Origin of the sequence: Vibrio cionasavignyae, assembly GCF_050337155.1 — a bacterium.
Classification (GTDB): domain Bacteria; phylum Pseudomonadota; class Gammaproteobacteria; order Enterobacterales; family Vibrionaceae; genus Vibrio; species Vibrio nomapromontoriensis.
This window is the reverse complement of the sequence record NZ_JAKJSR010000019.1, coordinates 86,145-111,401: the sequence shown is the minus strand read 5'-3', so window position 1 is coordinate 111,401 and position 25,257 is coordinate 86,145. Positions and strand designations below refer to the sequence as shown.

Below are 25,257 nucleotides of genomic sequence, written 5' to 3'. Positions count from 1 at the left end.
GTTTCACTGCGTTTAAAAATTGGGGATATGGTTAAAAATAATGGGATATGGTTAAATATCTTGTCCGTATATGTTCAATTAATAGACGGACTTTATTTGGCGGCTGCCGAGTAAAAGGGTACACCGCATAGATACCCAACTTTTTCCCAACTTGTTCCGGAAATATATCCACCAGCTGTCCGTTTCTTACATCGTGATACACAAGGCAACGCGGTACATACGCAATACCATGCCCTCCCAGTGCTGCCTTTCTCAATGCTCCAGCATTATTGGTTGAAAACGAACCCGAGACCTTAATAATTTCATTGCCACTCTGTCCAGCTTTAAACTCCCAATCCGACGCCCCTGTTGTTTGGTAGGCGTATTGCAAGCAATTATGCTGCGTTAAATCATGCGGTTTTAACGGCTTACCATTTTTGGCAATGTAAGAGGGTGAAGCACACACAACCCATTGGGAATCCAAAATGTGCCGAGCAATCAAACTTGAATCTTCTAAGTAACCAGTGCGAATCACTAAGTCATAGCCGCCATCTACCAAATCGACAAAACGATTGTCTAGCGACATATCGACGCTAAGACCCGGATACATATTACAAAATTCCGCCACGGCATCGGCTAAAATCAAATCACCGGAAATCGTCGGCACCGACATTTTGATATGACCACTAATATTCTCACCAAAGCCTGAGACAGACGCTGCAGCTTCCATAGTCGCTTGGGTCACATTTTTAGCACTGTGGAGCAAGGCTTTACCCGCTTCAGTTAACGTTAATTTACGCGTTGTTCGATATAATAATTGCACGCCGAGTTCATCTTCTAGCCGCGCAATCCTTTTGCTAACTACCGAATTTGTCAGGTTATTTTGCTCAGCAGCTCGACTAAAAGCACCCAGTTCAACTACCTGATAGAACAAAATCAAATCATCTGCACGCATCATATTAGGTCACTTTTGGAAATAATCATTTTCATTATTTCTCTGTATAAAGAAAATTGGAAGCGTTAACTTCACACTTTATTAACAGCCCAGTCACAACGTGGCATAACATGAGTTTAACGTTGGAGTCATACCATGCGCATCTACCCTTCACGACCAACAAAGGTCTATTTGTACGCTACCTGTCTCGTTGACGTGTTTGACCCTGATGCTGGGCTCGACGCAATAACGCTGCTCGAGCAGCAAGGCATCGACGTCATTTTTGTCGAAAAGCAAACCTGTTGTGGCCAACCCGCTTATACCTCCGGCTATACCCAAGAGGCAAAACACGTCGCACAGAGCCAAATTGACTTATTTCCAGACCCTTTTCCCATCATCGTGTTATCAGGGTCTTGCGGTGGCATGATGCACCACCACTACCCAAAGCTGTTCAAAGGAGACCGTCAAGAAGCCAATGTACACGCCTTCTGTGATCGAGTGTTTGAACTGACTGAGTTCCTAGTCAATGTCTGCCGAGTTAAGCTAACCGATCAAGGGCAGCCGACCTCAGTAGTGATGCATACCTCATGCGCGGCACGACGAGAAATGAATGTCCATACCACCTCAACCGAGCTTCTGTCGCAGCTCTCCAATGTCGAACTACGGGTACAAGATTACGAAAGCGAGTGTTGCGGATTTGGGGGAAGCTTTTCGGTCCGTCATCCCGACATCTCTCAAGCGATGGTAGAAGATAAGACTCGCCATATCAGCAATACACAATCTGATATTCTCGTCAGTGCTGATTGGGGCTGTTTACTTAATATCAACGGCGCGTTCGAATACCAACAGAAACCGATCATTGGTCGTCACCTTGCGTCTTTCTTACTTGAGCGTACGCAGGAGGTAAATTCATGAGCCAACAACCTAACAACTTTCATCAGCAAGCCAAAGAAGCGCTCGATGATGCTCAGCTTCGCGACAATTTTCGTGGCGCGATGGATTACTTACGCGACAAAAGAAAGACGGCGTTTGATGATCCTGCGGAAGAAAAGAATATCCGCAATATTGCAGAATCCATTCGCCAACGCTGCTTAAGCAAACTACCCGAACTTTTAGAGCAACTAGAGTTCAACTGTTATCGAAACGGAATACAAGTGCACTGGGCAGAAACACCACAACAAGCCAATGCTTTGATTGCTGATATTTCTGATCAGCACGATGCCAAACTGATCATCAAAGGTAAGTCGATGGTCAGCGAAGAAATAGAAATGAATCATACGTTGGAAAAGCTTGGGATCCGCTGCCTAGAAAGTGATATGGGCGAATATATTGTACAACTTGATGGTGACAAGCCCTCACACATCATCATGCCTGCGATCCACAAAAACAAGCAAGAAGTCAGCGACACGTTTAGTACTCATTTGGAGAACTTCACCCCGACTGACGATGTTGATAGCCTTATTCAAACGGGTCGTACTCGCCTAAGACGTAAGTTTTTTGAGGCGGATATTGGCCTATCTGGAGTGAACTTTGCGGTAGCCGAAACCGGCACACTCTGCTTAGTTGAAAATGAAGGAAATGGCAGAATGTCCACCACCGTGCCCAAAGTGCATATTGCCATTACGGGAATTGAGAAAGTTGTCGAGTTTCTGGCAGATGTACCACCTCTGTATAGTGCCCTAACCCGCAGCGCGACGGGGCAAGCTATTACCACCTATTTCAATATGATCAGTTCACCTCGAAAACATGCCGAAAAAGATGGTCCCGAAGAGGTTCACCTCATCTTACTAGATAACGGTCGCAGCCAAGCATACCAAGACGAAGAACTGCGTAAAACCTTACAGTGTATACGTTGCGGTGCGTGTATGAACCACTGCCCTGTCTACACAAAAATAGGGGGACATGCTTATGGGACGGTGTATCCCGGCCCAATAGGGAAGATCATTTCACCGCACTTATTAGGGCTGGATAAAACCAAAGACCTTGTGACGGCATCAAGCTTATGTGGCGCGTGTGGTGAAGTCTGTCCGGTTAAAATCCCTATTCCTGATATGCTGTTACGGCTAAGACAGGAAGCCAAGCACCCGGCACGCAAAGACAGTGCCCCATTAAAAGGGCAAAACACCGCGCATAGTACGATAGAGTCTGCGCTCATGTCCGGTTATGCGCTAGCCGCATCATCGCCAACCCTTTATCACTCGGCCACTTTTCTTACCAGTAAGCTGCAACACCTTATTCCCAGTGACCTTGGTGCATGGACGCAATGTCGCACACGCCCTAAGCCTGCCGGCAAAACGCTGCACCAGCGTATTAAGGCTCGTCAGCGAATGACCGACCATAAGGGTCAAACGAATAATCCGAAATGAGGTGATAACAATGGATACACGCAGTAGTAAAGAAAACATCCTTAATCGCCTCAAGCGCGCACCACGTACCGCTTATCAAGGCGATGAACCCGTTTATCGTCCATGGGGGAGTGATTCAGCGATCAGTATGGATGACAAAGCACAACGCTTTATCTCAATGATGACGGCCAATCATACCGACGTAAAAGTCACCACTCGTGCGACGCTCGTATCCACACTTCAGGACGTGATATCAGACTATCAACTTAATCACATCGCTATTGGGACCGCTGGTGAATACATAGACGCGTGCCAAGATGCCACCTCCCACGTTCAAGTAACGGAATTTAACCAATGTATAGAGCATTGGAAAGCGGAACTTTTTGACCAAGTTGATGCTGGCATCACACACTCGGCTGGCGGAATTGCCGATACTGGTGCCATCATTTTGTGGCCAACTGAGCATGAACCGAGAACACTCTCACTCGTTCCCCCTTGCCATATTGCACTGGTAAAAAAATCGATGTTATTTGGGCATTTTCAACAAGCAATGGCGCACAGTCAGTGGAATCATTATATGCCCACCAACGCCTTGTTAATTTCTGGACCATCAAAGACCGCAGATATCCAACAAACCTTAGCGTATGGCGCGCATGGCCCCAGCCAACTGGTCGTCATTTTCTTGGAAGATGAATAACATTTAAAGGATGATAGTAATGAGCCCCCCAAAGCATGACTCGACGATAGATCGCTACCAGACGCTGCAGACTATCCTCGCTAAAGAAATTCCTACGCAGCGAATCATCACCGGTGAACCTGAGCGACTGGCTTATGGTACCGATGCCAGCTTTTATCGCCTGATCCCTAAAATGGTCCTACGGCTTAAAAGCCTCGACGAGGTCATCTTCGCCATTCAACAATGCGCCACACTTAATATTCATTTCACCTTTAGAGCAGCGGGAACCAGTCTATCAGGACAAGCGGTATCTGATTCGGTTTTGATTACCCTGACCGACGATTGGCGTGGGCATGAAATTAAAAACGACGGCTATAAGATTCGTCTTCAACCTGGTGTTATTGGGGCAGACGCCAATCGGTATTTGGCGCCTTATCAAAGAAAAATTGGGCCAGATCCTGCGTCGATCAACACCTGTAAAATTGGTGGCATTGCGGCAAATAATGCCAGCGGAATGTGTTGTGGTACCGCTCAAAATTCTTATAAAACCGTTGATAGCATGAAAGTCGTGTTTGCTGACGGATCCATTCTTGACACGAGCGATAGTCACAGTATTGCTCGATTCAAAGAAACGCGTTCCGATATTGTCACTGGTCTACAAACCCTAGCTAAGCAAACGCAAGAAAACGTCACATTATCAGAAAAAATCAGCCATAAATATCGCCTAAAAAATACCACAGGGTATGCTCTCAACGCCTTGGTTGACTTTCACGAGCCCATCGAAATTCTAAAGCACCTGATGATAGGTTCTGAGGGCACGTTAGGGTTTATTGCCGACATCACATACAACACAGTGATAGAGCACCCATTTAAAGCTTCTACCCTACTTACCTTTGCCAGTATTGAAGAAGCTAGCCAAGCCGTCACTATCATTGCTGAGACCCCTGTCGCAGCTGTCGAAATGATGGATGGTCGATCACTTCGTTCTGTTGCTGAACAACCTGGCATGCCTGCTTTTATTCAACATCTCGATCTTGAAGCTGCCGCATTATTGATTGAAGTCCACGCGTCGCATGACGATGATCTTCAACGCTCTAACGCTATGGTTATGGAAGCACTCAGCGACTTTACTGTTATTGAATCGGTCCCCTTCACTTCCGACCCTAGCACTGTCGCAACGCTATGGGGAATCCGTAAAGGGATGTTCCCCGCCGTCGGCGCAGTCCGAGAAGTGGGAACGACGGTGATCATTGAGGATGTCGCCTTTCCTGTTGAAAACCTAGCCGCGGGTGTTCGCGATCTTCAGCAGCTCTTTGACCGCTACCAATACAATGAAGCGATTATTTTTGGTCATGCTCTCGAAGGCAACTTACACTTTGTTTTCACGCAAGGTTTTGATAGCGAAAAAGAGATCCAACGCTATGGCCAGTTTATGGATGATGTTGCAGAGCTTGTGGCGGTAAAATATCAAGGTTCACTAAAAGCCGAGCACGGAACGGGGCGTAATATGGCACCGTATGTTGAACTTGAATGGGGTCGAGATGGCTACCAATTAATGCAGCAGATTAAAGCCTTATTTGATCCTCACGGTTTACTTAACCCTGGAGTGATCATCAATGACAATCCTCACTCTCATATCGAGAATCTAAAGCCCATGCCCGCAGCAGACGATCTTATCAATCGCTGCATTGAATGTGGATTTTGCGAACCCGTGTGCCCTTCACGCACTCTTACACTGTCTCCTCGTCAGCGTATTGTACTGTACCGGGAAATCCAAAGAAGACGTAGCGTCGCAAGTTTCTCTGCCAACAGTCATAACCATGAGACCTCTTCCATAACGATTAACGAAAGCGATGCTCAGCTTGAGCAAGCCTTTAAGTATCAAGGTCTAGACACCTGCGCCGCCACTGGGCTATGCGCCGAACGCTGCCCTGTTGGCATCAATACCGGGGAATTGGTGAAACAATTGCGAACGGCTCACTATAAGAAATATCAGCCCATTGCCAAATGGACAGCGCAACACTTCGCAACCACGACATCCATTGCTCGTGTTGGGCTGAAAACCAGTACGTTAGCTGCTAATCTAATTGGCAATGAAAGAATCGAAAACCTTGCACAGGGGCTAAGAAAGCTCAGCCATAACCGTACGCCGGCATGGTTAGCAGAAACGCCCACCGCTCATGTGAATAAAACGCTGGCTTCTTCATCAAGACAATCTGATAAGAAAGTCGTCTACCTTCCTTCCTGCGCAAGTCGCAATATGGGTACTCAGCCCAAGGCAAAAGATCAACGCCCGCTTAGCGAGGTGACAATGTCACTTTTAACAAAGGCTGGCTACGATATAATCCTTCCCGAGGCACTAACGGAGCAATGCTGCGGTATGCCTTATGACAGCAAAGGGATGGTTGAACTCGCCGCGCAAAAATCAGCACAGTTAGAAGAAAGTTTATGGCAAGCCAGCAAAGAAGGAAAATATCCAGTACTGATGGATACCAGTCCCTGTGCCAAGCGCAGTATCGAGCAGTTTACCAGACCACTTAACATTTCAGAGCCCGTTGGGTTTGTCAGCCGTTATCTGCTACCACATTTATCTTTAGTTCCAATCAATGAGTCTGTCATGTTGCATGTTACTTGCAGTGCACGTCGAATGGGACTAGAGCACAGCATGATCCAACTTGCCCAACAGTGCGCGGAGTCTGTCATCGTTCCTGAGCATATTCAATGCTGTGGTTGGGCAGGTGATAAAGGCTTCACCACGCCTGAGCTTAACGAAGCGGCTGTCGCGCCACTGAAAGAACAGGTACCTAGTGATTGCCAGCGTGGTTATAGTAATAGCATCACCTGTGAGATAGGGCTCGCGCATCATAGCGGGATACCATACCAATCTATTTTGTATCTTGTTGATGAGGCTGCAAAATAACAATATCTTTGCGATCAAATTAAGTAACATCGAACTTGAAACGCTCTCATTGAACTAATGAGAGCGCTTTTTCATCCATTATTCTTTGCAATGAGGAGAGGATCCCACACTAGGACAATTTTGCCTGAAATTGTCATTTTCCCGACCTAACGCTTACCTAGCTTTCTCAATCCTGACAACCATAAAACGTAATTACGGTTGAATACTGCGCATAAATAAAGGGGCGTTAGTCCTCTTAGTCATTGCAGGGTTAAACACACATGAATTACACACTACAAGATACCGAAGCGCTCTACAGCGTCTGGATGTCACAAAAAGCAAAAATGCACATTACCCAGATGGAAGTCGCGAAACGCTTGAGCATTAGTCAGGTTGAACTTTCCAATCGCCTAAACGGTCAACATCCATTAGATGCCCCCTTTATTGACCGATTCTGTAAATTGCTCCATATCAACCCTAACCATCATTTACCGTCACTAAAAGGCTCAGCTCGGGTTGCCGCTATCGACGAGCGCCTGTTTAATACGAAATTGACCATTGATGGCGAAATCACCAACGTGAGGATCGATGGTAATCAAGTGGTCATTGAATATCGTGTTCAGTAAGCTGATGCGCTAAAAACACATTCACATTTTGCTTGAAGAACCTAGCTCTTGGAGAACCTAGCCAAAGACTGACGGCATGCATGACGCCTATTACTGATTAAGTAACGCTACACACTCTTGATATTTAGGTTTTGTTGGTTTTTTCTTCTGTTTATCGGCGAGCTTGACCACGGGTTTTGCAGGTTTAGGCGCGACATAAGGATTAGGTTTCCACGACGCTAATTCTGCGCCGCAGCCATCACCTTTTGGTGGTGGCGATTGCGCCACACATTGGCTATCGCCCTCAGGGCAATGCAAACGAACATGGAAGTGCGAATAATGCCCCCACCATGGTCGAACCTTTCTAAGCCAAGTTCTATCCTTCCAAGCGGTATCACACAATTGCTGCTTTATTAACGGATGCACAAAGATTCGAGCTACCCGCTCATCAACCGCTGCGGTTTGAATTAACAGCGCATGACTCTCGGTCCATTTCTCTTTTTCTAAGCGATAGCTATTAAGGTCAACCACCGAGTAAGGCTGGGGCGTTGAAAGCTGTTCAACACTCAATGGCGCAGCTGGAAGTCGAAGCCAAATATCGGCGTCTAATCCAGTCTGATGACTTGCATGTCCTGAGGAAAAACGCCCTCCCCGGGGCATAGCAATATCACCAACTAATATACGACCAATTCCCAACGAATCGACACGAACCGCAAGTGACGTCAGATAATCAATCATATCGGCGTGACCGTAATAACGATTTCGTTGAGTCCGAATCACTTGATAGCCCGTACCTGCTGGCGCAAGCTCTGCGCCTCCAGCTAGGCAGCCATTGGCATAGCTTCCAATCGAGTTTGATTCCCCATCACTTGGTAGAGCGACCTCTTCCCATGAACGATTCATTGCTAATGACGAGAATGGTAGGCACAAGCACAGCAACAATCCATATTTTATCATTACGTTTCTCCAAGCCCTCTCATTATACTTCGCCTCCATTTGCCTCCAGTACACAGAGTCATACGTCCCATAAAATTGGGCGCAATTCATCAACCTAGCCAATTTTATAAGCATAGCTTGTCACGGCGATGTTGGCTGATATGACGTCGATTAATTCAATATATCAAATTTGAAATCAATCACATTCATTAATAAAAGACTCATAAAGCAACGAGAGCATATTGATTCATCGCCATTTTACCACTCATACTAACCCTCTTATGTCTAGGCATAGATGTGAGTAACGAAAAGTCGTCATTCCTTTTTAGGCTGCCACCTTCGGGATGACGACTTCATTTAAGATGCCCCTTAAATATTCTTGCCAAGGTAGTCTTCAACACGACGTCGATATTCATGTTTCAGTGAAGATTCAATAAAACTGGCGTCAATGGCATTAAACGTAAACTGAGCTAATTCACTATACGTCATGGTATGAGCAGCACTCACCGCTTGGAAGTTATCCGTCATATAACCGCCGAAATAGGCCGGGTCATCGGAGTTAATTGTCACAGCAACCCCTTTACGTAATAATTCCACAATGTTGTGTTGGGACATATCATTAAACACACGTAGTTTAATATTGGATAGCGGACAGACTGTGAGTGGCATTTGACTCGCAATTAGCGAGTCTAACAACTCAGGGCTGTCTACACAGCGAACGCCGTGATCGACACGGCTCACTCCAAGGATATCAATCGCATCAACGATATTTTGCGCGGGCCCTTCTTCCCCAGCATGAGCCACCGTCAAGAATCCCTCATTTCTCGCCTGTGCAAAAACATTCTGAAATTTTTTCGGTGGATGCCCTTGCTCTGATGAATCTAATCCAACTCCTATGATCTTATCCTTATGATCAAGTGCAAGCTTTAAGGTTTCTATCGCTGACTCTTCCGACAAGTGGCGAAGAAAACACATAATGATGTGAGATGAAATAGCCAGTTTCTGCCGGCCATCCTGTAAAGCGCGATAAATGCCACTGATCACAGTATCAAACGCAATCCCGCGGTCGGTATGTGTCTGAGGATCAAAAAATATCTCGGTATGAATAACATTGTCCGAATGGCAGCGCTGTAAATAAGCCCAAGTTAAGTCGTAAAAATCTTGCTCCGTAATCAGCGCATTTGCCCCTTGATAATAGATATCTAAAAATGACTGAAGATCATCAAACTCATAGGCTTTGCGAAGCGCTTCTGGTGATGAGTAGGGCAAATCGATATTGTTACGCTGAGCCAGTGTAAATAGTAATTCAGGCTCGAGTGAACCTTCGATGTGTAAATGCAGCTCTACCTTTGGAAGACCTTGAATAAATGCGTTCATATTCCACCTTTATAATTAGTGTTGTGGGTGCACTTACTCTTAGTATGGAATGGATCAGCGATTTTTTTCGAAATTCAGTCGCCGCTTTATCGCTTAGAACCTAGAACCTAGAACCTAGAACCTAGAACCTAGAAAAGGATTGAGCGCATCCTGAGCCGGTACCAACACAAAGAGAAGAACACACGAGTGCTCTTAACTCTTCGTAATCAGCACTTTCAGGGCACTGGTAGAGACCCCCAAACCATATTATTGGGGTTATACGAAGCAAACGATTGTCATTATACGGAACATCCGTTCGATTACCACTATTGATACGGCTATCGATATTGCCATTGCTGCTTGAGCTTTTACTGCGGTAGACACGGCTGACTTAGGATAAAGGATAGACTTAGCTCATCTCGCATTACATGGTCACGATAAAAACATCCTTCGATTTTTTTGAACAACTCAATCACTTCTTTCCCCTGCAACCCGCACTACTTGAGTTCTATAGTGATTCCAAACCAAGGAGATTCATTATGACTGTCTATCGAAATGTTCAACACATTATTCCTTCTCATGCCACCTCTGATGGTGATGGCGTAAAGATTCGTCGTGTACACGGGTTTGATAATCAAGCGTTTTCACCTTTCTTAATGGTTGATGAACTCCGTTCTGACGACAAAAAAGACTATGTTGGTGGCTTTCCTCCACACCCTCACCGAGGGATTGAAACCCTCACTTACATGCGCCAAGGGCACTTTCAACATCGTGACCACATGGGAAACGTGGGTGAATTACGATCTGGGGGCGCGCAATGGATGGCAGCGGGTCAAGGTGTGATTCATAGTGAAATGCCGATCATGGAAGAAGGCGCGTTGCACGGTTTCCAGATATGGATAAACCAACCAGCGAAAAACAAAATGATACCGGCTCAGTACCATGACTATCAGCCTGAAACCATCACACAACGAGCCGATGACGACATGGGTTCCATTCGTATTATTGCAGGCGAGGTGGGGTTTAATGACGCCATTGCCACTGGTCCATTGCAAAAAACGGGGGTACCACTGATGGTCGCAGACTGGCAAGCAGCGCACGACCAAAGTATTCAATTACAACTCGATGCCAACCACAATGCGATGGTCTACGTGTATCTTGGACAAGCAACGATTGAAGGGAAAATGCTGAAACAGGGCGAGTTAGCACTGTTATCAAAAGGTGATTTGCTGGCACTCACCGCGAAAGGCGAGTCTGGCATGTTAATTTTCTCTGGTGAGCCCATCAACGAACCTGTGGTTCACTACGGTCCATTTGTCATGAACAGCAAAGAAGAGATTCAGCAGGCGATTGATGATTATAATGCCGGACTATTTGAAACTTACTAACTGGGCATAGGGAAAAACACTTGGACACGATATTCACTGCTAATGTGTCACGCATCGACAACTTGTCGATGCGTCATTTTATACATCAAACGATCACTTCTGATGCTTATTTCCACTCACCATGATCGTTTAATCAATAAAGCACTAACAATAGTAAAGTAGCAAGGTTAGTGCAGAGCTAAGTTACAAGTACTCACACAAATACGCGGTTGGTGTTTCGACTTTTACATCAAAACTTGAGTCACCTTCAACATCAAAGCTCTCGCCAGCGTTAAACGTCACCCAGTCAACGTCCGTGCTGCGTTTAATCGTTAAAGCGCCTTTCACTACACTCATTTTTTCCGGCGCTACTGTTCCAAAGGTGTAACTACCCACAGCCATTACGCCAACACTACTATCACCATCAGCTTGAGTAAAACCAAGCGATTTAACGCCGCCATCAAAATAGCTATTTTCTTTTATCATGGGACTTCCCTGTTTAAGTATCTAACATAAAAACATGGTTTTACCGCACTATTTAACGTAAAACAAGTTATTGATCAATAACGCTGCTCAATTGGTATAACACGGTCGTAGCGAGCATTTATTTGCTTAATTTATGAATCCACTAACAGAAAAGTCTTATGTCCAACATTCACGAGAAGCTCCGCTCAATAACCTGCAACGACTGACAGATAAACTGTTACAATCTAAACCTACAATTAATGGATGTAAGCTCAAGTAATAGCTAAGCTGGCCGATATCATGATTAAGGCCAAAAAAGGGAGTGGTGAATGGCGTCACGCAGAGGAAAGCACACACAAAGCAATGATAGTTTAATGCTCATCATCATTTTGTTGGTATCGATTATTCTCGCTTCGGTACTAGGGTTTGCCTTTTATAACAGCCATCAAAAACATATCTCGCCAACACAAGTCTATGGCAATTGGATTGAAATCGGTGCGCCAAAACAAAGTACCGAAATACTCACATTTGCCTCTCACGGCGTACAACGAAATCATCGCCTTATCGCCACTCAATATGAGTTTGATGGTCGCATTGTCAAGCTAAAAACAGGCAGTGGTACTTGGGTCTACGAAAAAGTAGGCACCCCCCGATCACCTCAGTTACGTCGTATTACTCCGGCATTACCTCCCCAACGATTCATATTACAAGGGTTCGAACACACGGTACCAATGGATGGTTATAGCCCAGGGCAGAATCGTCGTTCTGCATTGAGCGAGCACTTCACAACTAAATAACCGTTCTCCAATTGTTGAGGCCTATATTCCTGCAATATGAGAACTGAACTCTCAATTTCATTGATATAAATCAACATTCATAACAATTTCATTTTTCTCTTCTGGTTTTATCCTAAACTTTTACTAAGCGTGTTAACGAATAAGACACCACGACTGGAAGCCTAACGGCAATATCTCATCAACAGAAGTTGAGGCAATAGCTTGTAATAATGCGCTTCCCCTTAATACACGTAACCAAGGAGAGGAACATGATCAAAACACACCGTAATTTTTTGCTCCCTGAATCCAACGGTCACCACGTCAATATTGATATCAACCCGATCGGTCACCTAGATATTGATATTGTTGAATTAAAGGAACACCATGATTCAGAGTTTGAACAATTGACGTTCAAGCACGCTGGCTCTGTGACCCACATTCAGGGTGTCGACGAACACAGTAACCAGCTCTGGAATATTCCTTTACATTGCCAAGATGCGCATGAGCTTAATGCATTAATTTTGCGTGCTAATGATGAACTTGAAACATTGATGCGCGATTTGTAGCCTGTTACCCGGCAACGGTAAGTTGAATTTTTAGACTCACGTCACCTATGAACAGCATGCCTTTGAAAAGGTGTGCTGAGCATTGGCGATAATAAAGGGCAACCATGCCTCTCTCAATGTCACATTATGACATTGCTCTGTTAGAAACTGCCTAACAATCCATTATGATGCTCGCTCTTTAATTCAGCAGACGGATACCATGCCACTTACTTCGACCAAAGATACCAAAACATCCGGCATGATTTGCCTCGCTATCTTCGCTACCGTCACATTTGCCCTTACGCTACTTTTTTATCCATTGCCTTTACGCGGTGATGTCGATGCTATGACAGGTAAAGCGATGCAAACGCTCACCTATTCTGCAGGGCACCAAGGTTTTCTCATCACCTTATCCATATTGAGCATCACCACGGCATGGGTGATTAAAATGTCCCCTATTAAACTGCATCTGCTTATTCAATTAGGCTTATTGCTAGTGCTGAGCTTTGGCGCGAAGTCTCTATTAAAGAACGTCACTGAAAGCCCGCGCCCCTATACCCACTTACTTGCTGAACAGCATGTCGTTAAAACTCCAAGTGACTTTTACACCCTCAATCTAGCAGAAAAAGATCAAGCGATTGATCAAGTGTCCGAGCAAGTCAGCTCATGGAGAACAAAGCACTGGATGGGTGAAACCGACTATTCCTTTCCGTCTGGGCACACCATTTTTGCAACGGTATGTGTATTATTTTTTGGTGGACTATTGTTAAATAGTGGCCGCTATTTTTTGGCAGTCTTAACCATTGTTTGGGCATCAAGCGTGGCAATGAGCCGACTCTGGCTTGGTATGCACCGCCCTATCGACCTATTTGGTTCTATGCTGTTTGGTTTACTTTTATACGCCGTTATCCCGATGACTTACCCTTTCCTTGATAAATGGTTAAAAAAGATAAAAGGCTGAATAAAAGTGTCAAAAATCGCTAGAGCGCACTCCTAATTTCCATTACTATCGAAATAGGATATTTGGGAGAACCTTCATGCAGATCACTACCGCCGCCAAAGCACTAAAAGAACTGGGTCACGTCACGCGTTTAGCGATCTACCGGCAAGTCGTCCGCGCTGGGCACCAAGGCATCCCAGTAGGGGAAATCCAAGAGAGACTAGACATTCCCGGTTCTACGCTATCCCATCATATTTCAAGTTTAACGTCGGCAAACTTACTTACTCAACGCAGAGAAGGTCGTACTCTTTATTGCGTTGCACAATATGAGCATTTACAAGGCGTTATCAGTTTCCTACAAGACGAATGTTGTATTGAAGAAAGCTGCAACGACGAAGCAATAAACCAAACTCGGGGCTAAGAAAGCCAACCACCACTATAAAAACAGCGTGGTTTCTCAAGCTGCTGTATCAATGGCTTAATCAATGGCTTGGAAACCCTTTCTCCGCGTAGTGCCCCCACACAGATAAATATAAAACACCAAATCCATACGCCAAAAGAATAACAACTTCCGTTATCTTCGATCGACTAATAGTACACCCCATACAAACATTCACACTGCCTATACGTCCTTAATCACGGGCATCAACATCTGCGTTAACATGCCGACAACCTCTTAGTACTGCTCAATAAAAATCATCAAATGACGAAAGCCCACCTCGAGGACCTCTAAGTGAATCTCAGCAACCTGTCTATTCGAACCAAATTGCAATGCATCGTTGTCATTGCCGTGATTATCCTTTTTTCTATTGGTGTGTTTAATCTCAACATACAAAAATCCAATAGCTATGAACAACGTAAAAACAGCATTCAAGCCAATGTTGATATTGCAAGAACCCTCACTGAACACTACGTTTCGCTTAGCTCTGAGATTGGTAAAAGGCAAGCAAAAGCACAGGCTATGGCGGCAATTCGTCAACTTAGTTTTGACCACGACAAATATTTTTGGATCGCTAGCTCAGATCAAAAGATCGTCATGCACCCAACCCAACCTCACTATGAAGGAATGAGTACCTCAAGAATCACCGATGCGCGTGGTAAGCCTTTTATGCAGCAACTTATTGACTTAGCGACCAGTCAAGGGCAAGGCTTCGTGCAATATTACTGGAAAGACGCCTCGGGGGACGAATCAGAGAAGATCACCTATGTGACGTATATTCCTCAATGGAACTGGATCATTGGCTCGGGTGTTCCTCTGTCTGATATAGACGACAGCTTCAAATCAGCAATGATCAAAGAACTGATTATTGATGGCATTGCGGCAATATTCCTGATTCTATTATGTGGCGCCATTGCACGAAACATCGTTGTTCCCATTGAAGCCCTAGTAAAAAATGTTCACCACATTGCAGATGGGGATCTTAGCCAAAATCTAGATACCAAACGACAAGATGAGATTGGTGTATTAAGCGGCGAGCTCAACCGAATGACGCAGACATTGCGCGAAACGATAGCGGTCGCTAAAGAATCAGCGGGTCACTCTGGTCAGCTGTCAGCGTCGATTGCCGCCACCAGCGAAGAAACAGCAACCTGCATCAACTCACAAAATGAGCAACTTGAGCAATTGGCGACGGCGATGAATGAAATGTCATCCACCATTCAAGATATTGCAGAAAATGCAGAGCGCACCTCTGCTACCACAGAGCAAAGCAAGGCCCTTGCTGGCGATGGCAGCCGAAGCATGGGATACACGTTAGACAACATTGCCACCATTTCAGACGACATTACCGATACTTATGAACTGATGACATCGTTGAAACAAGGCGTCGCTGATATTAGCAACGTTGTCGGCGTGATTACCGAAGTCTCTGAACAAACAAATTTACTGGCGTTAAATGCTGCTATTGAAGCCGCTCGTGCTGGTGAGCAAGGTCGTGGCTTTGCCGTGGTTGCCGATGAGGTTCGAAACCTTGCTAGCCGAACGCAAGAGTCAACCACTCAAGTACAAAGCACTATCGATGATCTAAACAAGCGTACGACCAGTGTCTTATCTGTCATGGCGACCAATCAAGAAAAGATCACCCATAGTGTTCAACTCGCCACAAAAACGCAAGAACAGCTGGATGGTGCCGTTAGCAGCCTAAACCAAACTTATGACATGGTCACTCAAATCGCGGCGGCGGCAGAGCAACAAGGGATTGTCGCTAATGACGTGAATGAGAACGTGACGGTCGTGCACACTTCTATTAGTGAGATAAAACAAACGAGTCAACATTTAGCCCTGCAATCTCAAACGATGGCGCAAGCATCGGACGAGTTATCACAAAAACTGGCTTACTTTAAATTTTAATTAAAAATTATCGAGCGCTACATAGTAGTTAGCTGACTATGTAGCGTTGTTATTATCACCTTCTCACGACGGCCTTTCTCCATCGCGCTTCGCTCTCATCAATAATCTACACACAAAAATGACAATTTTCTTGGTGTAAACCGTATTCACCACGACGAATAGACAAGTGTTCCTCACCCGCCGCTAGCCCCATTTCATATCCTTGGTGCAAAGTCTTCTGCTTCATCGTTAATCGTTTGACGGCAAAATTCTCTGGAGGTGTGATCACTCTGATCGTCGCGTCTTTCGGCGGATGCCTAATAAATTCTAGCGATTGATTGTAGTTTTCGGCTCGTACCCTCATCGCTTGAGCAATATTCGGATACTTCGCTAATAAGGCCTGAACCAACCAAGCTGAACGACTGGTCTTCATTTCATAGCTCAGTGGATGCGACAAGATCACCGTAATATCACGCGCACCACGACGGTAGGCTTCTCTTACGGGAATAGAATCCGCGACACCACCATCGGTATAACAACCACCAGAAAAACAAGGTGGGCGACGGTAAGCAATAGGGAGCGCGGTTGTTGCTTCAATAATATTGGATAACGAATGAGGCTCCACGCGATAATAATCAGCAAGACCGCTATCAATATTCGTCACTGCCGCAAACATAGGGATGCTGGAAAAAAGCGCCTCGCAGTTAAGTGGGTAGCGTTGATTAGACTCATTCCATAACCACTTTACATCAACCAAATCTCCGCCTTTGGCAAAGCGCGCTGGATTAAAAAACCGCTTGTTCGTCGCCATTTTAGTGATGACCTCAAAGCTACGTTGAGGAGAGTTTGATAAATAACCAACTAAATTCGATGCCCCTGCAGAAACACCAATTGCAAAATCATAAGGCATAAAATCATGATTCATAAAGGTATCGAGCACACCACTTGCGAAAACACCTCGCATTGCCCCACCCTCTACAATCAATGCACTGTTATTCATCATTTCTCTCTCATCATCAATACTGGTGACAGAATAATGAAACATAAGCCTGAAATATAATGGGACTTGTAAATTACTTCGATAGGAAAAAGCTATCAAAGTGATGTTTTATACGCTCCCTAAAATACAATTAGGGAGCAAACAGAGGCTATTTTTGATCGAAAACCAAAACAAACGTCACGGGAACTGACGTCGCTATCGAAGGCAAAGCAGCCACTTCTCGCAGTTTTTCAATCCCTTTCTCTAAACCAAAATCAGCCGCTTTGACAATGAGTGGATCATTAGCCACCACGACAATTTTATCATCAGACATTTTCATCACGGTCAAATTAGCTGGGTAGGTCTTTTGTTTACCATGCAAATCAACGGTAACATCGAATGTCGCTGAATAAATACCACCAATATCCGCGCCATCTAATTCGCTCATATCGATGACCGTGGTAATCGTCGCCGTTTTAAATGATGCCACATCAAATAGCATACTTTTCATTCGTTCGTTTCGAATTGCGATATTGGTTTCCACACTGCTTAAATCCAATATCACCGTCGCTTTCCCATCATCCGATATGGTGCCAGACATCGCCTCAAAATGATGAACTTCACTCGCAGCATTTTTTTTCGTTGAAACAAACTTTAATGACGATGCCTCATTATCTAGTATCCACCCTGCTGTCGCGGGAAAGGCCAACATTAAGGCCAATAAACCACTGATTCCAGCTCTCATATCGCGCTCCTTTGATTTTTTGTACCTAATAGGTGTAGTTCACCGTTATCAGAACACCAAATCTAATACCTGAACCCGCTACCATTATCCGCTTATTTTTGTTTATCGCACTACGTTAATAGGGTTTGTTAACAAGCCAATTAACCTTTATATAAATAAGGTTAATCTGTGCGCCTGTTATATTCACTTTAGTAATTATTAATAGTATTGATAATAATTCGTAATTACTTTAGTATCCGTTTTTCTTTTCAAAACCTCGACGGTGTCAAGTTGTTAGCAATAAAACAGTTAAAATCTAAAGCCTTTGAATCCACTCTTTGCAAACCTCATCTTGCTTCAAGACTTGGCCCCCTAACGATGCTCCGTCGATTACTTGTCGTTGTTTTTATATTTGCCACACCATTACTATCAGCGGCGGAACAAGCTCGAACCATTAAAGATGAACATGGTGAACTCACTGTTTTCGGTACGCCTCAGAGAATCGTCGTACTTGAATACTCGTTTATCGACGCTCTGGCTTCTGTTGGTGTCTCGCCTATTGGCGTTGCTGATGATAAAAACATTGAGCGTATTCTTCCTGAAGTCCGCGCCCTTATTTCACCATGGACATCTGTGGGAATGCGACCGCAACCTAGCTTAGAAGCCATTTCTGAACTCAAACCGGACCTGATCATTGCTGATGCAGAACGACATGCCACGGTTTACAAGGATCTTAGCACCATCGCCCCAACGCTATTGCTTAAAAGCCGCGGTGAAACCTATCAAGAAAACCTAGCTTCAGCGTTAAAAATTGGCATTGCGATCAATAAACAGAGTCAAATGGAACAGCGAATTTCGCAGCACAAAACCAACATGGCATCGTACAAACAGACATTAGCAAGCGCGGAAACCATCCAATTTGCTGTTGTCACCGACAAAGGGATGTGGCTGCATGGCCCTAATTCCTATGCTGGTGGTGTCATTACAGCGCTTGGTCTGCAAGGACCAACGTTGCCAAACCATGATAAAGCCTACATTGAAGTCAGCTTCGAGCAGCTATTAAAAGTAAATCCAGACTGGTTACTGCTCGGTCCATATAAGCCGCATACTGTGTATGATGACTGGCAACAACAACCATTAAGCAAACTACTTAAGGTGTCACAAAAACAGCAAGCCGTGCGGGTCTCTCCGCAATTATGGTCACTAAATCGAGGCATGCTCGCGGCCGAAGGCATCGCCAAAAATCTGCAAACACTGTTAACCAAAAAGTAATGTTGACGACATTAAAACCCCAAGGGCTTGCGCTTTGGTTTGCATTGAGCGCCGCCTTAGTTATCACATTCAATCTGTCGCTGATCGCTTGGTCTAGTTTCGACCTATCGATGGCAACACTTTGGAATTTTTGGCTCCACTTCGATGAAACGAGTATGGAACAGCAAATCATCGCGACACTAAGAATGCCAAGAGCGTTGAGTGGTGCGGTCATTGGCGCTAACTTGGCGGTAGCAGGAGCACTCATGCAGGGCCTTACCCGTAACCCGTTAGCCTCGCCATCCGTACTTGCAATCAATGCTGGTGCGTCGCTGTGTATCGTCATTGGCAGTGTTGGCCTTATTACCCTGCCAATACCCACCATGCTCATGGGCGCGATAGGCAGTATGCTAAGTGGCCTTATCGTCATCTACTTAGGTGGCTTCTTTGACCATCGACCTCACCCTTTAAAACTGGTTCTTGCGGGTATTGCCGTCAATGCTTTACTACTTGGCTTAACGCGCGCTTCTATCATATTGGCCGATGATATGGCCTATAGTATTCAATCTTGGTTGATAGGTTCAATCAGTAACCTAGACTGGGCCCTATTCACACAAATGATGCCCATAAGCGTAGCGGCGCTTACCCTCTCATGGCTGTTAGCGCACCAACTCAATCTACTTTCTCTCGGGCATGATGTTGCCACCAATCTTGGTGTTAATACCAGTCTTGTACGTTTACTTGCTTGTCTCGCGATCGTCATTTTGACCAGTGTCAGCGTCGCAACAGCAGGCCCTATTGGCTTTGTTGGATTACTTGTTCCCCACATTGCTAAAAAACTTGTTGGACAAAATTATCGGCTAATCATTCCTGCCAGCGCATGCCTTGGTGCACTACTGATGACACTAGCAGATATGCTCTCTAGAGCGATTGCTTTTCCTACTGAAACGCCCGTAGGAATTGTCACTGCGCTTATCGGCACGCCATTTTTCATTTTACTGTCTATTCGAGGTCGCTTGAACTCATGAGTGTCACTCTTCACCACACAAAATACTTACCATGGCTGACGCTCGCGGTAGTTATTTTACTGGCTAGCATCATAAGTTTGATGGTTGGCGTCGCGGATTTATCCCTACCAGACGTTATCCAGGCCGTGATGCATGGCGGTGATTACGATTTTGTTGTCAATCACTACCGACTACCTCGCTTATTTCTTGCTATTGGTGTTGGCGCAGGTCTTGGACTATCTGGCGCGTTGGTTCAGGGGGTCATCCGTAATCCTCTCGCCTCTCCTGACCTTATTGGTATTAGTGCAGGTGCAGGATTTGTTGCCACTCTCGTATTAACGATCTACCCCAATGCGCCATTATATGTGCTTCCTATTGCGGCAGTGATTGGGGGAATAGCAACGGGTATATCACTACTAGTCATCACTCACTACGCTCACCTCACCCCTGCGAGAATGGCGCTTGTCGGCATTGCTATCAGTGCATTTCTTGCCAGTGGTATTGATTATTTACTCGTGGTACACCCTATCGAAATCAACACCGCGATGGTGTGGTTGACGGGGAGTCTATGGGGAAGAGACTGGGAACAAGTTCCGTATATTTGGATGACGCTAGCGCTACTTCTGCCCGTGACATTATGGCTGGCATGGCGACTAGATGTTGTAGGCTTGGGTGACGATACCGCCATTTCATTGGGCGTTGACCTCAATAAGGTTCAAGGTATCGCACTGATTTGTGCCATCGTACTCGCAAGTATCAGTGTCGCTATCGCTGGTACCATCAGCTTTGTCGGTTTACTCGCTCCCCATTTAGCCAGACTTATTTTTGGACACCACCACAAGGCTCTGCTCGTTGGATCCAGTTTAATCGGTGCACTCCTTGTACTCACCGCCGATACCATTGCTCGTGGTATCCAACCACCCATTGAGCTGCCTGCTGGCGTGTTGACGTCCATAATTGGTGCGCCGTACTTTATCTTTTTACTACAACGCTATAAGGGTTGGTAATGCTGTCTGTTCAACATTTGCAAGTTGCCTATGGCAACAACGTGATTATCGACGATCTCAACCTGTCTATTCCAAAAGGCAAAATTACCGCCCTAATTGGTCCTAACGGATGTGGGAAATCTACGCTACTAAAAACCTTAGCGCGCATTAACAAAGCCAAATCAGGAAACGTACTTCTTGATAACGTCGCGCTTGAGCAAATTCCCACTAAGCAGTTAGCGCAACGTCTTTCGTTGCTGCCGCAAATCCACACTACCCCAGAAGGGATCAGTGTACGAAAATTGGTGGGCTATGGCCGCGCACCCTACACTTCTCATTGGGGTAAATTGACAGCAGATGACCAACGTATTGTTGAGCAATCTATGGCATCAACGGGCGTAACTGATCTTGCCGACACCCCGGTAGACAGCCTGTCAGGTGGGCAACAGCAGCGTGCGTGGATCGCGATGATCATGGCGCAAGATACCGACATTGTCATGCTCGATGAACCGACCACCTATCTCGACCTTTCTCACCAAATTGATCTGATGAACCTAATGCATGAGATGAATCGTCGAGGGAAAACGGTCATCGTTGTACTCCATGATCTCAATCAGGCCTGTCGCTATTGTGATCATTTGGTGGTCCTTGAAAAAGGCAAACTCATTGCTCAAGGCTCACCAGAGCAGGTTTTCACTGAGTCATTATTGCAGCAAGTGTTTAACCTCGACGCAATGATCATCTCCGATCCTATTTCCCAGTCACCGATGTGCATTGCACGGTAACCGAGCGGGGCCGCTCCCCTTGTGAAGGCAAGTCAAACCATTATCTAGGAATCATTGATTGTCCTCCCGGTGGTGCTCGACTGCACGCGACTTTAATTCGATAGAGTAATACGAATCACTCTAATAATAAAAACCAACAATTTATCCAAGCAGTATAAGGACACTATTTTGAAATCGTCTCACTCCGTTAAGACAGGTCTATTTACCTTGTCTCTTTTAGCTTTATCAATAAACAGTGCGTACGCTGAAAATGCACCGTTGGATCAAGCTCAAAATCACACGTCTCACAAAACAGCGGAAGACACGACGCAGGCAGCGCCGAGTGAATCGAAAGCAGCGGAAACCATGGTGGTCACGGCGACGCGTTACAGCCAGGATACCGATAAAATCCCAGGGTCTATTCACGTCATCTCTAGCGAAGAGCTGAAGCAACAGACAGCGGTAAGTGATGACTTAACCAGTGTCATTGCAAACCTTGTTCCGGGTATGACGCCTAGCCGCCAGAAACTCTCAAATCAAGGTGAAAACCTACGTGGTCGAACCGCACTTATCATGGTAGATGGCGTACCACAAAATAACCCACTACGTAACGGTAACCGCTACGGTTATACGGTTGATCCTTCAATGGTTGAACGTGTCGAAGTTGTACAGGGGGCGAGCGCCGTCCAAGGCAATGGTGCAACAGGCGGTATCATCAACTACGTCACTAAAAGTGCGAAACCGGGCGATCACTGGAAACAAACGATTGGTACGCGAGTCACCTCTAACCTAAAAGACGATGGCACGGGCGGCAAGGTTTACTACAACCTGAAGCAGTACGACGAAGACTACGATCTATTCATTGGCGGCTCTTGGGAGCAACAAGGGCTTTACTATGACGGTAACGGCAACCCTATCGGCATGAATGCCATTCAAGGTGAAACTCAAGACTCAAATGCGACGAACTTTTTAGCTAAGGGTGGCTATAACTTTGATGGTGGCGATCAACGCGTCAGCTTTAGTGCCAGCCGTTTTCAGCTGAAAAGTAACCAAAATTACATCCCAGTGAAAGGTGACCATGTAAACGGCACGCCGGGTACGGTTGTGCGTGGCACACCAGATGGCGTTCCAACCTCTAACTATGCTGAGCTCTATAACTTCGGTTATGACCACTACAACTTCGCGGGTGGTGAATTGAAGTTCCAAGCGTTTTACCAAGAGTTCGAAGCGGTTTATGGCCAAGCATCATGGTGGCCTACTGCTGACAAACAAATGGATCAAGGCGCGATCGTCTCGTCTAAGAAAGGGTTTAAGCTCAGCTATGTAAGAACCGACATCCTAGGCTGGGACGACAGCTGGGTAGTTGGCTTAGATGGCATGGAAGACGCCACGAAACAAAAACTCATGCAATCAGGTAAAGATGTCACACCGGATATGATGTATCAAAGCCTCGCGCCTTTTGTTCAAGGTGATTTTCTTGTCTCAGACTCCCTACGTTTGTCCGGTGGTGTTCGTCTAGAAAATACCAAAGTTAAAGTCGCGGACGGGCAAACCCTATGGGGGTACGGCAATGCAGGTCATCGCCAAGTTGATATCATCGGTGGTGAGCAAAACTTTAGCCAAGCAGTATTTAATGCCGGCGCAGTTTACGATTTTACACCTTCGGTAAGTTCTTTCGTTGGCTTTAGCCAAGGTTTTGGCTTACCTGATATTGGCCGCGTATTACGCGGTAACTGGATTGGCGGTCCTTCAACTGCACCAGTTGGTGGAGCACCGATCGACTTCAACACTATGCCTGCAGTGAAACCCGTTGTGACCGACAACTATGAAATAGGCTTAAGCTACAGTGACGACAAACTGCATGTGAGCGGCAGTACTTATATGTCTATTGCCAAAGATGGCGCTAACCTATCGCTCAACAGCGGTGGGACTTATGATGTCACTCGTCAACGCACCGACATCAAGGGCTATGAGCTAACGGCAACCTACAATGTATTACCGACCACATCTATCCAGTCGTTGTACTCTCACGTACAAGGACAAGTAGATAGCACAGGAAATGGTAGCGTTGATAGCGATATGGATCTTAAAAACTTATCCCCAGACCGCCTGCTTGTTGCGGTTAACCATAGCTTTTCAGACCGCTTGAATGGGCGTGTCCAGTACAACCATATGTTTTCTCGCTCAAAAGAAGCCAACGGTGCTGGCGCTGCGCAACACTTCGAAGGCTATGGACTGATGGACATATCAATATTTTATGACATGAACGGCTATGGTCGCGTAAGCTTTGCCGTTGAAAACTTACTCAACGAGCAGTACATCAACTACTTCAGCCAGATCCGCAATCACTCAAGTTACTACTTCTCTGGCCGAGGACAAACCTTTAGCCTAGGGTACGAACTCGACTTTTAAGCGATTACATCACGGCCAGCAGCTACCCCTCTCGTTGCTGGCCGATCCCCCTATCGCACAAGGGGATTCCTGCCCCAATACATTTAAAAACCATATAGATAACCCAGACATTCGTACAAATCATCACCACAATCACTTGCAACCCATTCGTAATTTAAATAGAATTCCATTCCCTTAATTCCTGATACGAGTGTTTGTTCCATGAACCTTAAATCTAAATTTGCCGCGTTATCACTAGCAACTATCGTGTTAACTGGTTGCGCGACACCCGGTGAAACCGATCCCAATGAAATGACAAAACAAGGCGCGATTGGCGGCGCGTTACTTGGACTTGCGATTGGCGCTATCACAGGGGATGCTGACGTCGCAGCAAAAGCCGCTCTAGTTGGTGGTGTGGCTGGTGGCGTGTCTGGTGCCTCGGAAGATCTCGCCAATAATAGAGAAAATATTCGCGCAGAAAAAAGAGATGCCGCTCTTGCTGCAATTGGCAATCAAAACAGCGAATCTACGCCAAAAGTTTGGAAAGAACTCGATAACTTCACTGGAAAATGGCGGGTAACGGTTCAAACTCATGTTGTTGAGCCGGGTTCAACAACAACATCAGCGAGCGGTTCATTGAAGAAGACATCTGAAGCAGAAGTCGTACTCTCTGGCACTGATGAATTAGCGATTAACGCTAACTTTAGTTTTACTCCCGAAACTGGCTATAAGATGCAAATCAACAACGAGAAATCAAATACATCCGTTGAGTTTGCTGGTGAGTTTCAAGCTTCAAAAAACCGCTATAGTTTCTACCCAGAAAATTTAGATGCCGTTATTTATGAAGGGGTTAATGCAAGCGATGTCCACATGGAATTAGGGTTCGTTGGTAAGAATATCTGGATTATCGATACGTTCGTGGTCGTCAAAGGCGAAGAGCTAAAAGTACAAACCTTTAAGTTTAACCGTCAAAGTTAATAACATGCCTACCAGTGTGGTAAAT

At 45.5% G+C, this 25,257-nt stretch carries 23 protein-coding genes and 1 riboswitch; of the genes, 17 read left to right on the top strand and 6 right to left on the bottom strand.

What is annotated here, in order from left to right; all coding sequences use genetic code 11:
* Positions 1-31: 31 nt before the first annotated feature.
* The gene (locus tag L4D74_RS15590; protein ID WP_428753226.1) at positions 32-934 is read right to left on the bottom strand and encodes a LysR family transcriptional regulator; all 903 of its coding nucleotides are present in this window, start codon (positions 932-934) and stop codon (positions 32-34) included.
* A 135-nt stretch (positions 935-1,069) separates the two neighbouring features.
* Between L4D74_RS15590 and L4D74_RS15585 the strand changes: the two genes are divergently transcribed.
* The 5 genes from L4D74_RS15585 to L4D74_RS15565 all read left to right on the top strand — a co-directional run bounded on the left by L4D74_RS15585 (position 1,070) and on the right by L4D74_RS15565 (position 7,459).
* Positions 1,070-1,828: a (Fe-S)-binding protein gene (locus tag L4D74_RS15585; protein ID WP_428753115.1), complete on the top strand. Its 759-nt coding sequence runs from the start codon at positions 1,070-1,072 to the stop codon at positions 1,826-1,828.
* Positions 1,825-3,279 carry a LutB/LldF family L-lactate oxidation iron-sulfur protein gene (locus L4D74_RS15580; protein WP_428753114.1) on the top strand — a complete coding sequence of 485 codons (1,455 nt, stop codon included), beginning with the start codon at positions 1,825-1,827 and terminating at the stop codon, positions 3,277-3,279. The genes L4D74_RS15585 and L4D74_RS15580 overlap by 4 nt, the downstream gene beginning before the upstream one ends.
* Positions 3,280-3,289: 10 nt before the next feature.
* Positions 3,290-3,955: a LutC/YkgG family protein gene (locus tag L4D74_RS15575; protein WP_428753113.1), complete on the top strand. Its 666-nt coding sequence runs from the start codon at positions 3,290-3,292 to the stop codon at positions 3,953-3,955.
* A 19-nt stretch (positions 3,956-3,974) separates the two neighbouring features.
* Complete coding sequence (locus L4D74_RS15570) at positions 3,975-6,854, top strand: FAD-binding and (Fe-S)-binding domain-containing protein (protein WP_428753112.1); 2,880 nt, start codon at positions 3,975-3,977, stop codon at positions 6,852-6,854.
* A 260-nt stretch (positions 6,855-7,114) separates the two neighbouring features.
* Positions 7,115-7,459 (top strand): helix-turn-helix domain-containing protein, encoded by a 345-nt coding sequence (locus tag L4D74_RS15565; RefSeq protein WP_428753111.1) that lies wholly within the window; start codon positions 7,115-7,117, stop codon positions 7,457-7,459.
* A 90-nt stretch (positions 7,460-7,549) separates the two neighbouring features.
* Here L4D74_RS15565 and mepA read toward each other — a convergent pair whose 3' ends face one another.
* A complete protein-coding gene (mepA, locus tag L4D74_RS15560) occupies positions 7,550-8,395 on the bottom strand; it encodes a penicillin-insensitive murein endopeptidase (protein WP_428753110.1) in 846 nt (281 codons plus the stop codon).
* 348 nt (positions 8,396-8,743) lie between these two features.
* Positions 8,744-9,751 carry an adenosine deaminase gene (locus tag L4D74_RS15555; protein ID WP_428753108.1) on the bottom strand — a complete coding sequence of 336 codons (1,008 nt, stop codon included), beginning with the start codon at positions 9,749-9,751 and terminating at the stop codon, positions 8,744-8,746.
* Between the two features lie 183 nt (positions 9,752-9,934).
* A riboswitch (purine riboswitch) is annotated at positions 9,935-10,034 on the bottom strand.
* A 235-nt stretch (positions 10,035-10,269) separates the two neighbouring features.
* Here L4D74_RS15555 and L4D74_RS15550 point away from each other — a divergent pair.
* Complete coding sequence (locus L4D74_RS15550) at positions 10,270-11,118, top strand: pirin family protein (protein ID WP_428753106.1); 849 nt, start codon at positions 10,270-10,272, stop codon at positions 11,116-11,118.
* A 183-nt stretch (positions 11,119-11,301) separates the two neighbouring features.
* Here the strand turns inward: L4D74_RS15550 and ppnP are convergent, their stop codons facing one another.
* Positions 11,302-11,583, bottom strand: a complete 282-nt coding sequence (gene ppnP, locus L4D74_RS15545; RefSeq protein ID WP_428753105.1) for a pyrimidine/purine nucleoside phosphorylase — start codon at positions 11,581-11,583, stop codon at positions 11,302-11,304.
* A gap of 353 nt (positions 11,584-11,936) precedes the next feature.
* On the opposite strand from ppnP, the gene L4D74_RS15540 reads away from it, so the two are divergent.
* From L4D74_RS15540 to L4D74_RS15520, 5 genes are all read left to right on the top strand, one after another.
* Entirely contained in the window at positions 11,937-12,359 is a 423-nt protein-coding gene (locus tag L4D74_RS15540; RefSeq protein ID WP_428753225.1) for a DUF2850 domain-containing protein, read from the top strand.
* A 248-nt stretch (positions 12,360-12,607) separates the two neighbouring features.
* Entirely contained in the window at positions 12,608-12,904 is a 297-nt protein-coding gene (locus L4D74_RS15535) for a hypothetical protein (RefSeq protein WP_428753103.1), read from the top strand.
* 199 nt (positions 12,905-13,103) lie between these two features.
* Complete coding sequence (locus tag L4D74_RS15530) at positions 13,104-13,844, top strand: phosphatase PAP2 family protein (RefSeq protein WP_428753101.1); 741 nt, start codon at positions 13,104-13,106, stop codon at positions 13,842-13,844.
* A gap of 76 nt (positions 13,845-13,920) precedes the next feature.
* Positions 13,921-14,244, top strand: a complete 324-nt coding sequence (locus tag L4D74_RS15525; protein ID WP_428753100.1) for an ArsR/SmtB family transcription factor — start codon at positions 13,921-13,923, stop codon at positions 14,242-14,244.
* 312 nt (positions 14,245-14,556) lie between these two features.
* The gene (locus tag L4D74_RS15520; RefSeq protein ID WP_428753099.1) at positions 14,557-16,173 is read left to right on the top strand and encodes a methyl-accepting chemotaxis protein; all 1,617 of its coding nucleotides are present in this window, start codon (positions 14,557-14,559) and stop codon (positions 16,171-16,173) included.
* A gap of 106 nt (positions 16,174-16,279) precedes the next feature.
* Here L4D74_RS15520 and L4D74_RS15515 read toward each other — a convergent pair whose 3' ends face one another.
* Together L4D74_RS15515 and L4D74_RS15510 are read right to left on the bottom strand one after the other, a co-directional pair.
* A complete protein-coding gene (locus L4D74_RS15515) occupies positions 16,280-17,152 on the bottom strand; it encodes a patatin-like phospholipase family protein (RefSeq protein ID WP_428753223.1) in 873 nt (290 codons plus the stop codon).
* Between the two features lie 148 nt (positions 17,153-17,300).
* Positions 17,301-17,876 carry a YceI family protein gene (locus L4D74_RS15510; RefSeq protein ID WP_265674192.1) on the bottom strand — a complete coding sequence of 192 codons (576 nt, stop codon included), beginning with the start codon at positions 17,874-17,876 and terminating at the stop codon, positions 17,301-17,303.
* A gap of 357 nt (positions 17,877-18,233) precedes the next feature.
* Between L4D74_RS15510 and L4D74_RS15505 the strand changes: the two genes are divergently transcribed.
* The 6 genes from L4D74_RS15505 (at position 18,234) to L4D74_RS15480 (ending at position 25,232) form a co-directional block, all read left to right on the top strand.
* Positions 18,234-19,127, top strand: coding sequence for a Fe(3+) dicitrate ABC transporter substrate-binding protein (locus L4D74_RS15505; protein WP_265674193.1), 894 nt, complete (start codon positions 18,234-18,236; stop codon positions 19,125-19,127).
* Positions 19,127-20,134 (top strand): FecCD family ABC transporter permease, encoded by a 1,008-nt coding sequence (locus L4D74_RS15500; RefSeq protein WP_265674194.1) that lies wholly within the window; start codon positions 19,127-19,129, stop codon positions 20,132-20,134. The genes L4D74_RS15505 and L4D74_RS15500 overlap by 1 nt, the downstream gene beginning before the upstream one ends.
* A complete protein-coding gene (locus L4D74_RS15495) occupies positions 20,131-21,120 on the top strand; it encodes a FecCD family ABC transporter permease (protein WP_428753096.1) in 990 nt (329 codons plus the stop codon). Before L4D74_RS15500 ends, L4D74_RS15495 begins: the two co-directional genes overlap by 4 nt.
* Positions 21,120-21,884 (top strand): Fe(3+) dicitrate ABC transporter ATP-binding protein FecE, encoded by a 765-nt coding sequence (gene fecE / locus L4D74_RS15490; RefSeq protein ID WP_265674196.1) that lies wholly within the window; start codon positions 21,120-21,122, stop codon positions 21,882-21,884. The genes L4D74_RS15495 and fecE overlap by 1 nt, the downstream gene beginning before the upstream one ends.
* Positions 21,885-22,052: 168 nt before the next feature.
* Positions 22,053-24,275, top strand: a complete 2,223-nt coding sequence (locus L4D74_RS15485) for a TonB-dependent receptor (RefSeq protein ID WP_428753095.1) — start codon at positions 22,053-22,055, stop codon at positions 24,273-24,275.
* A gap of 201 nt (positions 24,276-24,476) precedes the next feature.
* On the top strand, positions 24,477-25,232 hold the full coding sequence (locus L4D74_RS15480) for a YMGG-like glycine zipper-containing protein (RefSeq protein ID WP_428753093.1): 756 nt from the start codon (positions 24,477-24,479) through the stop codon (positions 25,230-25,232).
* The last annotated feature ends 25 nt before the right edge of the window (positions 25,233-25,257 follow it).